12 protein-coding genes are annotated in these 10672 nt (G+C 74.1%); 7 read left to right on the top strand and 5 right to left on the bottom strand.

Annotated features, from left to right (window positions below; genetic code table 11):
• From CKY47_RS34600 to shbA, 4 genes are all read left to right on the top strand, one after another.
• On the top strand, nt 1-353 hold a 353-nt coding region (locus CKY47_RS34600; RefSeq protein WP_472909125.1), incomplete at its 5' end, for an ATP dependent DNA ligase.
• Entirely contained in the window at nt 340-1248 is a 909-nt protein-coding gene (gene ligD / locus CKY47_RS34595; RefSeq protein ID WP_306750583.1) for a non-homologous end-joining DNA ligase, read from the top strand. The genes CKY47_RS34600 and ligD, both read left to right, overlap by 14 nt.
• 157 nt (nt 1249-1405) lie before the next feature.
• On the top strand, nt 1406-1867 hold the full coding sequence (locus CKY47_RS34590; protein ID WP_306750582.1) for a PPOX class F420-dependent oxidoreductase: 462 nt from the start codon (nt 1406-1408) through the stop codon (nt 1865-1867).
• A gap of 261 nt (nt 1868-2128) precedes the next feature.
• Nucleotides 2129-2683, top strand: coding sequence for an RNA polymerase sigma factor ShbA (gene shbA, locus CKY47_RS34585; RefSeq protein WP_371320784.1), 555 nt, complete (start codon nt 2129-2131; stop codon nt 2681-2683).
• A gap of 22 nt (nt 2684-2705) precedes the next feature.
• Here shbA and CKY47_RS34580 read toward each other — a convergent pair whose 3' ends face one another.
• From CKY47_RS34580 to CKY47_RS34570, 3 genes are all read right to left on the bottom strand, one after another.
• Nucleotides 2706-3356: a VOC family protein gene (locus CKY47_RS34580; RefSeq protein WP_306750581.1), complete on the bottom strand. Its 651-nt coding sequence runs from the start codon at nt 3354-3356 to the stop codon at nt 2706-2708.
• A gap of 133 nt (nt 3357-3489) precedes the next feature.
• Entirely contained in the window at nt 3490-5517 is a 2028-nt protein-coding gene (locus CKY47_RS34575) for a putative bifunctional diguanylate cyclase/phosphodiesterase (RefSeq protein ID WP_306750580.1), read from the bottom strand.
• Between the two features lie 79 nt (nt 5518-5596).
• Entirely contained in the window at nt 5597-5953 is a 357-nt protein-coding gene (locus CKY47_RS34570; protein WP_306750579.1) for a hypothetical protein, read from the bottom strand.
• Nucleotides 5954-6036: 83 nt separating this feature from the next.
• On the opposite strand from CKY47_RS34570, the gene CKY47_RS34565 reads away from it, so the two are divergent.
• Both CKY47_RS34565 and CKY47_RS34560 read left to right on the top strand, forming a co-directional pair.
• Complete coding sequence (locus CKY47_RS34565) at nt 6037-6810, top strand: glycerophosphodiester phosphodiesterase family protein (protein ID WP_306750578.1); 774 nt, start codon at nt 6037-6039, stop codon at nt 6808-6810.
• A 150-nt stretch (nt 6811-6960) separates the two neighbouring features.
• Nucleotides 6961-8358: an MFS transporter gene (locus tag CKY47_RS34560; RefSeq protein WP_306750577.1), complete on the top strand. Its 1398-nt coding sequence runs from the start codon at nt 6961-6963 to the stop codon at nt 8356-8358.
• Between the two features lie 78 nt (nt 8359-8436).
• Here the strand turns inward: CKY47_RS34560 and CKY47_RS34555 are convergent, their stop codons facing one another.
• Nucleotides 8437-9261, bottom strand: coding sequence for a hypothetical protein (locus tag CKY47_RS34555; protein WP_306750576.1), 825 nt, complete (start codon nt 9259-9261; stop codon nt 8437-8439).
• Nucleotides 9258-9572 carry a PadR family transcriptional regulator gene (locus CKY47_RS34550; protein WP_306750586.1) on the bottom strand — a complete coding sequence of 105 codons (315 nt, stop codon included), beginning with the start codon at nt 9570-9572 and terminating at the stop codon, nt 9258-9260. Before CKY47_RS34550 ends, CKY47_RS34555 begins: the two co-directional genes overlap by 4 nt.
• A 378-nt stretch (nt 9573-9950) precedes the next feature.
• Here CKY47_RS34550 and CKY47_RS34545 point away from each other — a divergent pair, with 378 nt between their 5' ends.
• Nucleotides 9951-10667, top strand: coding sequence for a thymidine kinase (locus CKY47_RS34545; RefSeq protein WP_306750575.1), 717 nt, complete (start codon nt 9951-9953; stop codon nt 10665-10667).
• Nucleotides 10668-10672 lie beyond the last annotated feature (5 nt).

Genomic DNA, 10672 nt, shown 5'->3' with positions numbered 1-10672 from the left:
GGCGGCCGGGTGAGGGGAAGCGCAAGGGGGTGGTGGGGTCGTTGTTGGTGGGGGTGCGGGGTGAGGGTGGGTTGGTGTTCGCGGGGTCGGTGGGGACGGGGTTCGACCAGGCGGAGTTGGAGGGGTTGACGCGGCGGTTGGGGGCGTTGGAGGTGGGGGTGTCGCCGTTCGCGTCGACGGCGGGTGGGGAGGTGCCGCGGGCTCGGGCGCGGGGTGCGCGGTGGGTGCGTCCGGAGTTGGTGGGTGAGGTGGTGCACCGGGGGTGGACGACGGACGGGCGGTTGCGGTTCGCGGTGTGGCGGGGGTTGCGGTCGGACAAGGTGCCCGGGGAGGTGCGTCGTGTCGACCTCTGAGGCGTTGGTGCGGGTGGAGGGGCGTCGGTTGAGGCTGACGAACCTGGACAAGGTGCTCTACCCGGAGGTGGGGTTCACCAAGGGTGAGGTGATCGACTACTACACGCGGATCGCGCCGGTGTTGTTGCCGCACGTGCGGGGGCGGCCGTTGACGGTGCGGCGGTTCCCGAACGGGGTGGGTGGTCGGTCGTTCTTCGAGAAGAACGTGCCGTCGCACGCGCCGGAGTGGGTGCGGACGGTGCGGTTGGCGACGCCGGGGTCGGCGAAGGGGGCGGCGTTCGCGGATTTCGTGGTGGTGGAGGGGTTGGCGACGCTGGTGTGGTTGGCGAACCTGGCGGCGTTGGAGTTGCACGTGCCGCAGTGGACGGTGGGCGCGCGGGGTGCGCGTCACTCCCCCGACCTGGTGGTGTTCGACTTGGACCCGGGTGAGCCGGCGTCGGTGGTGGAGTGTTGTGCGGTGGCGTGCCGGGTGCGGGCGGTGTTGGAGGGTGACGGGTTGTCGCCGCGGGTGAAGACGTCGGGGTCGAAGGGGTTGCAGGTGTACGCGCCGGTGCGGGTGTCGTCGCCGTCGAGGACGTCGGAGTACGCGAAGGCGGTGGCGCGGCGGTTGGCGGGTGAGTCGCCGGGCGAGGTGGTGTGGCAGATGGCGCGGGCGTTGCGGCCGGGTCGGGTGTTGGTGGACTGGTCGCAGAACAACCCGGCGAAGACGACGGTGGCGCCGTACTCGTTGCGGGCGCGGGCGGTGCCGTCGGTGTCCGCGCCGGTGTCGTGGGCGGAGGTGGAGGGGTGCCGGTCGCCGCAGGATCTGGTGTTCTTGGCGGACGAGGTGCGTGAGCGGGTGGCGGTGGACGGGGACTTGTTCGCGGTGGGTGGGGCGTCGCCGCTGCCGCGGTAGGGGCCGCCGTCCACGTCCAGGCCTCGGGCACGGGCGTCTCGGCCATGCCGCGGCCGGGTCGGGGTGGTGGGAGCAGGCCGTGCGGAGCGCTGGTGTCGACCGCGTGCTGCGCGGCCGGTGGGGTCGGGTGGTCGGGGGTGCGGTCTAGGCTTCGGGCATGCCGAGGATCGCCACTGCCGACATCGTGTCGCGCGACGAGCTGCTGGAGTTCCTGCGACCGCGCCACCGGGCGCTGCTGGTCACGGCCCGTGGTGACGGGGGTCCGCAGACCTCGCCGGTGACGTGCGGCGTGGACGCGGAGGGCCGGGTCGTGGTCTCCACCTACCCGGGGCGTGCGAAGGTCCGCAACGCCCGCCGTGACCCGCGGGTGAGCCTGTGCGTGCTCTCCGACGACTGGGACGGTCCGTGGGTGCAGGTGGACGGCAGGGCCGAGGTGCTGGATCTGCCGGAGGCGTTGGAGCCGTTGGTGGAGTACTACCGGTGCATCTCCGGTGAGCACCCGGATTGGGAGGAGTACCGCGAGGCGATGCTCCGTCAGGGCAAGTCGTTGATCCGGGTGGGGATCGAGCGGTGGGGTCCGGTGGCCACGGGCGGTTTCCCGCCGGAGTTGGCCGGCTGAGTGGTGCCGGAACGGCCTGGGCATCCCCCGTGGGGGTGAGGGTGGGGTTGATCGCGCACGATTGCGGCGTGATCCGGGTCCGGTGGCGCGACAGTGGTGGGTCGTGGGGACACGCACCGCGCCTGTGACGCCGATCTTGTCCGGGGTACCCGTCCCGGCGGGGACGGGTCGTCGACGGTGGTGGACGCGGTGGTCGACGGCGTGGGAAGCGGTGTGGACGCCCCCGGCGCGGGTGTGGACGGGGAGACGGGGGCGGAGGTCGTGCGGGTGCCCTCCGAGTCGGTCCTGGACGCCGCGGTGACCGGCGACCGGCACGCCACCGAGGTGCTGCTCGCGGGTATCCGCCCTCTCGTCGTGCGCTACTGCCGGGCCCGGGTGGGGCGCGGTGAGCGGGCCTCGGCGTCCGCCGACGACATCGCCCAGGAGGTGTGCCTGGGTGTGCTGCGGGCGCTGCCGACCTATCGCGAGCGGGGCCGGCCCTTCCTGGCGTTCGTCTACGGCGTGGCCGCGCACAAGGTCGCCGACGCGCACCGCGCGGCCGCCCGCAACCGTGCCGAGCCGGTGCCGCGGGTCCCCGACGGCGCCGGTGACGATCCCGGTCCCGAGCAGCGGGTGCTGCGGGGCGAGCTGTCGCGGCACATGGGGGTGCTGTTGGGGCTGCTGCCCGACAAGCAGCGCGAGATCCTGGTGCTGCGCGTGGTGGTCGGTCTGTCGGCGGAGGAGACCGCGAAGGCCGTGGGCTCCACCCCCGGTGCCGTGCGGGTGGCCCAGCACCGGGCCCTGCAACGCCTGCGCCGCGAACTCGGCACCGCCTGACGGGGAGCCGCCGGCGGGGGTGTCAGGCGCTCCAGGCGCCGCCCCAGCCGGGCGGGTCCTCCAGCACCGCGAACACCGTGCCCGCCGGGTCGGTCAGGGCCGCCACCGTGCCGGTGGGCACCGTGGTCGGCCCCAGCAGCACACCTCCGCCGAACTCCACGACGTCCTCGGCCGCGCGTGCGACGTCGGGCACCGCGTAGTAGCACGTCCAGCCGCCCCGGCCGCTGGCCAGGCGACCGGCCACCGGGCGTCGCTCCCCCGCCGGCGCGGCGTCGTAGAGGGTGAAGTCCGCGTCCGGGTCGCGCACCTCCCAGCCCAGTTCGCCGGCCCAGTAGTCGTCGGCGGTGGGGCCCATGTGCTCCACCCAGCACGGCTCCCCCGCGCGCGGTCCCGGCGCCCACGGGCCGTGCAGCACCCGTCCGAGGTCCACCGCCACGCCCTCGCGCAGCTCACGCGGTTCGGGGCCGGCGAACACCACCCGCAGCCCCGGCTGCCCGGCGTGCACGCGGGTGGCCAGCCGGTCGCCGACCCAGCCGGTGAACGACCCGTCCGGTTCGGCGATGATCACCCACCCCAGCAGCGCGGCGTAGAACTCGGCGACCGGTTCGGGTTCGGGGACGCCCAGTTCGACGCGGCGCACGCCGCGCGCTGGGCTGTGGACGGTAGCGGGCACGGTGGTGGTTCCCATCGGGGCGGCGGGGCGGATCGGACGACGCGGGCGGGACGACGCGGGCGGGACGACGCGGGCGGGCGAGAGGACCGGACAACGGGGTCGGACGGGGACGACCGGGCAGGGGCGGGGCGGGCTAGGAGCGCGCCCCATCCTCCGCACCGGCCATGCGCGGCGACAATGCGCCGTTCGGCCCATTCGGCCGGCCCGACAGGACCTGCGCCAGCGGCACGGGCCGCCCCAGGTGGAACCCCTGGCCGATCCGCACCCCCAACCGCATCAGCGCCTCGACCTGCGCCGGCCGCTCCACCCACTCCGCCACCGCCGACAACCCCAGCCCCCGCGCGATCTCCACGATCCCCGCCACCAGCACCGCGTCGGTGGACCGCCCGTCGATCCCGCGCACGAACTCGCCGTCGATCTTGATGCCGGTGATGGGCAGGTGCTTGAGGTGCACGAACGACCCGAAACCCGACCCGAAGTCGTCGAGCGTGATCCGGCACCCGAACGCGCGCAGCTGCAACGACAGCGCCCGCGCCGCGTCCAGGTTCGTCACCGCCGCCGTCTCGGTGATCTCCAGCCCCAACCGGCCCGGCGCCACCCCCGCCGTGGCGAGGCGGTCCAGCACGAACCCGCCGAAGTCCTCGTCCTCCAGGGTGCGGCCCGACACGTTGACGTTGAACCGCAGCTCCGGGTCCGGGTGGCGCACCAGCGCGTCGATCGCGGTCGACAGCACCCACCGGTCGATGTCGAGCACCAGGTCCGACCGCTCCGCCTCCGGCAGGAACTCCGCGGGCCCCAGGTACGGCTCCTTCCCGTCGACCAGCCGCAGCAGCAGCTCGTGCCCCAGCGTCCGGCCCGTGGCCAGCTGCACCATCGGCATCGCGTGCAGCTCCAGCCCGCCGTGGTCCAGCGCCGCCCGCAACCGGTCCAGCACCGACACCCGCTTCGCGGTGTCCGCGTAGTGGCCCGGCTCGTAGACGGTGACCCGGTTGCGGCCCGCCGCCTTCGACGCGTACAGCGCCAGGTCGGCGTTGGCCAGCACCAGCTCCCACGTGTCGCCCGACCCGTACTCGGCCACCCCGGTCGACACGGTCACCGTGCCCACCGGCCCCACCAGCGGCAGCTGCGCCACCGCGTCGCGCAGCACCTCGGCCGTGCGCGCGGCCTGCGCCGGCCCGCAGCCCGGCAGCACCACCGCGAACTCGTCACCGCCCAACCGGCCGATCAGCTGCGAGGGCGCCAGCCGTGACCGCAGCGCCGCCGCCAACGCCTTCATCAGCCGGTCGCCCACGGCGTGCCCGCGCAGGTCGTTGACGTCCTTGAAGTTGTCCAGGTCCAGCAGCAGCATCGACCCCGAGCCGCCCGTGGCCAGTTCCCGCTCCAGCTCGCGCGTCACCGCGCGCCGGTTCGCCAGGCCCGTCAGCGGGTCCTGCTCGGCCAGCGCGAGCAGCTCGTCGTGCACCCGCCGTGCACGGGTGATGTCGTGCGCGGTGCCCAGCACCCGCACCGGGGTGCCGTCCGCGTCGGTCTCGACCTCCCCGAAGCACTCGAACCACCGCTGCGGCACGCCCTCGCCCGGCAGCATGCGGTGGGTGTAGGAGAACCCCGCGCCGGACCGCATCGCCTCCTCCAGCGTCGCCTGGATCATCGCCAGGTCGTCCGGGTGCACCAGTGCGGCGTAGCCGTCGAAGTCCAGGCTCGTGCCCGGGGGGAACCCGAACATCTCCAGCAGCGCGTCCGACCACACCACCCGGTCCTCGGCGACGTGCCACTCCCACGTGCCCATCCGGCCCAGCACCTGCGCCCGGCGCAACGCGTCCGCCTCGTGCGTGGCCTCCAACTCGCGGTCGCGCCACGCCGTCACGTCCACCACCCGGTACAGCAGGCGGTCGCCGTCCAACGGCCGGCACTCCACCTCCAGCCACCGGTGACCACTGCGGTGCGCCGAAGGGGTCAGCAGCGCCAGGCCCGAGCGGGGCCGTTCGGGCGCGCCGGGCAGCAGCGCCGGCAGGGACCGGCCCACGACCTGCTCCGCGGGCACCCCCAGGACCTCGGCCAGCGCCGGGTTCACCCAGGCCAGCACACCGCCGTGATCCGTCACACCGAAACCCACGTCGGCCCGGTCGAGCACCTCCCGGTGCAACGCGCCGTCGCCGTTCACGCGTCCCTCCTCGCCACCCGCGCGCCATGATGGTCGAGATCACCGGCGACGGGCAAGCCGGGGGCGGGGGCGGCGGGGATCAGCGCAGCCGCTCCAGGCCCCGCGCGGTGTCGACGAGCTCCTCGGCCAACCGCCGCAGCTCCTCCTCCGACGCCCCGTCCGCGGCCGCGGTCGCCACGTCCTCCGCCGCGCAGCGCAGCTGGAACAACCGGTCCTGCAGATCGGCCAGCTCCCCCGAGGACAGCACCACCGCGTCCTCCGGCAACCCCCCGCGCTGCACCGCCGCACGCCGCTCGTAGGCGCGCTGCCGGCACGGCTGCGCGCAGTACCTGCGCGGACGCCCTATCCGGCCGTTGTCGGGCAGGCGGCGCCCGCACCAGGCGCAGTGCCTGGCGTCCTCCCGGCGCGCCGCGTCGGACTCGGTCACCAACTCCACAGCACCCGCTCCATGGCGCGCGACGGTATCCCGCTACCCACCGGTCACCCCCGCGCCACGCCGCCAGGGCAGACTCTGCCGGTGTGACCGCGACCCACCCGTACCTCGCCGGCCCCCACCCCCGGGCCTACGCCCACCGGGGCTGGCACCTCGACGAGCTGGCCGGCATGGAGAACTCGCTCGCCGCGTTCCGGCGCGCCGCCGCCGAGGGCTACCGGTACCTGGAGACCGACGTCCACGCCACCTCCGACGGGATCGTCGTCGTCCACCACGACAGCACCCTCGACCGCACCACCGACGCCACCGGCCCCGTCGCCGCCCAACCCTGGTCCGCCGTGCGCCGCGCCAACGTCGGCGGCCGCGAACCCGTCACCCGCCTCGAGGACCTCCTCGAGGACCTGCCCGACGCGCTGCTCAACATCGACGTCAAGGCCGACTCCGCCGTCGCCCCCGTCCTCGACGTGCTGCGCCGCACCGGCGCCGCGCACCGCGTCTGCCTCGCCTCGTTCTCCGACAAGCGCCTCGCCCGCCTGCGCCGGCTCGGCGGCCCCGACCTGATGACCTCCATGGGGCCCCGCTCCGCCGGCGCCCTGTGGGCCGCGGGCCGCACCCGCGTGCCCGCGCTGCCCGTGCGCGGCCTCATCGCCCAGGTCCCGCGCACCAGCGGCAGGCTCACCGTCGTCGACCCCCGCTTCGTGCGCGCCGCCCACCGCCGCAACCTCGAGGTGCACGTCTGGACCGTCGACACCGACGCCGAGATGCGCGCGCTGCTCGACCTCGGCGTCGACGGCCTCGTCACCGACCGCCCCGACCGGCTCCGCGACGTCCTGCGCGACCGCGGCGCCTGGAGCGCCTGACACCCCTCCCCGCGCCCACCCCGAAGGACACGCGCGGACGCGAGGACACCCGTACGGCGGTCGCGCCCCGGTGGCCGGCCGTGGGCGAAAAGGCAACAGGTTGGTGGTGATCACCACCAACGGGTGGCGCTCGATATACAGTCCGCCCCCATGAGCGTGGCCGACAGCACAGCACCCGCCGTGGACCGCAAGCGGGAACAACGCGGCTGGACCTGGTACGACTGGGCGAACTCGGTGTTCCCCACCTCCGTGGTCACCGTGTTCCTCTCCGGCTACCTCACCGCCGTGGCCAAGGAAGCCGCCATCGCCGACACCGCGCGCAACGGCCCGAACGCGTGTGCGGACGGGTCGCTCAAGCAGTGCGACATCTCCCTCTTCGGCGCCTACTTCCCCGCCGGGTCCCTCTGGGGCTACCTGCTCTCCATCGCCACCGTCGTGCAGGTCGTCGTCCTGCCCGTCATGGGCGCCGTCGCCGACCGCACCCAGAACAAGCGGCGCATGCTCGCCGTGCTCGCCTTCACCGGCTCCGCCGCCACCATCGCCCTGGCCGCCGTCGGCGGCGACAACTGGCACCTCGGCGTCGCCCTGTTCATCCTCGGCAACATCTGCTACGGCGCCTCCGTCGTCGTCTACTACGCCTTCCTCCCCGAGATCGCCACCCCCGACGAACGCGACGCCGTGTCCTCCCGCGGCTGGGCCTTCGGCTACCTCGGCGGCGGCCTCGCCCTCGCCGTGCAGCTCGCCCTGTTCATCGGCCACGACGCCATCGGCCTCTCCGAAGGCGCCGCCGTCCGCGTCGGGTTCGTCCTGTCCGGCCTGTGGTGGGCGGGCTTCACCCTCATCCCGCTCGCCCGCCTCAAGCGCCACCAGGAACCCCACGGCACCGAGACCGGCGCGGGCGCCATCACCGCCGGCTTCGCCGAACTGCGCCAGACCATGCGCCAGGCCCGCATGTTCCCGCTGACCCTGGCGTTCCTGGCCACCTACCTCATCTACACCGACGGCATCGCCACCGTCGCCAACGTCTCCGCCCAGTACGGCCGCGACGAGCTCAAGCTCGACGAGACCGTCCTGATCACCACCATCCTCATCGTGCAGTTCGTCGCCTTCTTCGGCGGACTCCTGCACGGCCGGGCCGCACGCGCCTGGGGCGCCAAGCGCACCATCATGGTCAGCCTGTGCGTGTGGATCGTGGTCGTCACCGCGGCGTTCTTCGTCCAGGCCGGGCAGCAGTTCCAGTTCTACGGCCTCGCCGCCGGCATCGGCATCGTCCTGGGCGGCACCAACGCCCTGTCCCGGTCGCTGTTCTCCCAGATGATCCCGCCCGGCCGCGAAGCCCAGTACTTCTCCCTCTACGAGGTCGGCGAGCGCTCCACCTCCTGGCTCGGCCCGCTGGTGTTCGCCGGCGTCGGCCAGGCCACCGGCTCCTTCCGGCTGGCGATCGTCTCCCTCGTGGCGTTCTTCGTCATCGGCTTCGTGCTGATGATCTTCGTGCCGGTCCGCAGGGCCATCACCGCCTCCGGCAACCCCGTACCCGCCAAGGTCTGACCCCGCGGAACCCGACACGGACTCCGAAGCCGAGCCGACGGCGGCGTCCCCGACACCGGGGACGCCGCCGTCACCGCACTACCGGCCGGGCACCGCGCCGCGAACACCCGCCCACGGCCGCGACGCCACCACCACACCCGCGGTCACCACCCACGCCACCAGCACCGACACCGGCGACAACGGCACCAGCAGCCCCGACACCGCCCCCGACAGCACACCCGCCGCGCCCGCCACCCACCACCGCCGCGACACCGGCGGCGCCTCCGCGTGGAAACCCGCGACCACCGCCGCACCCGCCACCCACGCGGGCCCCGCGAACACCAGCGGCCACCACGCCACCACCGCCGGGTCCCGCACCCACTCCACCAGCACCGGCGACGACGCCAGAACCGCCGCCACCCCGGCCGCGACCCGCCCCACCGCACGCCGCCCCGCCACCAGGCACGCGAACGCCACCAGCACCACCACGTCCGCCCACCACGCCCACGGCGGCACACCCACCCCGGCCGCACCCGGCCCGAGGGCGCCGGACCGCACCGCCGCCGACCACGACTGCGCCGCCAGCACCAGCTGTCCCGACAACCCCGCCAGACCCAGCAGCCGCACCGCCGACCCCGCCGCACGACCCGCGCCCAACCGCACCCGCACCGCCAGGCCCGCCGTCGCCGCCGCCTCGCCCCAGCCCGGCCAGCCGTACTCCGGGTCCAGCCCGTCACCCCGGTCGGCCAGGAAGATCCCGACCATCTCCTCCTCTCGCTCGACCCGGTACCAGCGCGGCAACACCCGCAGCAGCGACCGGTACCGGCGCTCCAACCGCGACAGGTCCCCCACCCCGGCCTCCCCGGAGTCGACCCACCCGGGATCGCCCTGCGCGCAACCGCCGCCCGCGCCGTCCCCGCTCACAGCGCACCCCGCGCCCGCAGCACCGACGACGCCGCCCGCACGTTCGCCGACAACCGCGCCACCTCCGCCGACAACGCCCGCACCCCGTCGTCGGTCAACCGGTAGTACCGCCGCAACCGCCCCTGGTGCACCTCCTCGCGCTCCCGCTCCGCGAGCCCCTCCACCACCAGCCGGTCCAGCACCCCGTAGAGAGTCCCCACCCGCAACCGCACCCGCCCTTCGGACAACTCCTCCACCGACCGCACGACGGCGTAACCGTGCAACGGCCCCTCGGCCAACGCGGTCAACACCAGGAACGCCTGCTCGGACATACCCTTCACACCGCAGGTTATATCGCGTCGCGTTATATATCGTCCACAGCGGGTCTGTTCGGGATAGGTCCTCGTCTTCGTGCCCGCGCGACCCGTGGGTGGTTGTTTTTTGGCAACACTGAAATAATCAAGAAGGGTGACGGACGGGCCGAGGCGTCCGGGCGCGCATCCGCGCCACCGGTCCGGAGGGCGCAGTGCCTCGACGGCCGTTCGGGGGCCCGACGCGGTCGGGACCGTACCGACCCCCGCGCGCCGCGCCGCGCGGGGCACGCCGTGCGCACCGGAAGAACCCCCGGACGGGGCGCAGGCCCCGTGCCCCGCACGGCCCGCAGGAGGCGCTGATCACGCCGACGGCGGCGCGCATTAGGGTGGCCCGCCGTGGAACCGACGAATCCCGACCTCGACCCCACCGACGCCCTGTCGGCCGTGCCCGCAGCCGGCGCCGGACGCGGCGTGTCCCCCACCGGGAAACTGCGGTTCTTCTTCGGCCCCATGGACTGCGGCAAGTCCACCCTGGCCCTGCAGATCGACCACAACCAGGCACGACAGGGCCGCAGCGGCCTGCTGCTCGTCCGCCACGACCGCTCCGGCACCCCCACCATCTCCAGCCGGATGGGCCTGGCCCGCAACGCCCTCGAAGTGCACGAGGACATGGACCTGTGCGCCGTGGTCCGCCGACGCTGGGCCGCCGGCACCCGCGTCGATTACGTCATCGTCGACGAGGCCCAGTTCCTCTCCCCCGCCCAGGTCGACCAGCTCGCCGAACTCGCCGACGACGCCCAGGTCGAGGTCTACTGCTTCGGCCTGGCCACCGACTTCCGCAGCACCCTGTTCCCCGGCTCCCGGCGGCTGTTCGAACTCGCCGACGAGCTCAACGCCATCCAGGTCGAGGTCCTGTGCTGGTGCGGGCGCGCCGGGCGCTTCAACGCCCGCGTCCACGACGGGGAGGTCGTCCGCGCCGGCGACACCGTCCTGGTCGCAGACACCGCCGTCGTCGCCGAAGAGGTCCGCTACCAGGTCCTGTGCCGCACCCACTACCGCACCGGCGACCTCGGCCCGCACGCCGTCAGCGGACGCCAGCTCAGCCTCACCTGAGCCCG

The sequence above is a fragment of the Saccharothrix longispora genome, from assembly GCF_030852425.1.
GTDB classification, from domain to species: domain Bacteria; phylum Actinomycetota; class Actinomycetes; order Mycobacteriales; family Pseudonocardiaceae; genus Actinosynnema; species Actinosynnema longispora.
This window is presented reverse-complemented; position numbering and strand designations above follow the sequence as displayed.

Bases quoted from the DNA above. Each gene is read 5' to 3' on its own strand.
- CKY47_RS34590 (WP_306750582.1), top strand. From the start codon at position 1,406: ATGCCGAGGATCGCCACTGCCGACATCGTGTCGCGCGACGAGCTGCTG.
- CKY47_RS34560 (WP_306750577.1), top strand. From the start codon at position 6,961: ATGAGCGTGGCCGACAGCACAGCACCCGCCGTGGACCGCAAGCGGGAA.
- CKY47_RS34550 (WP_306750586.1), bottom strand. From the start codon at position 9,572: ATGTCCGAGCAGGCGTTCCTGGTGTTGACCGCGTTGGCCGAGGGGCCG.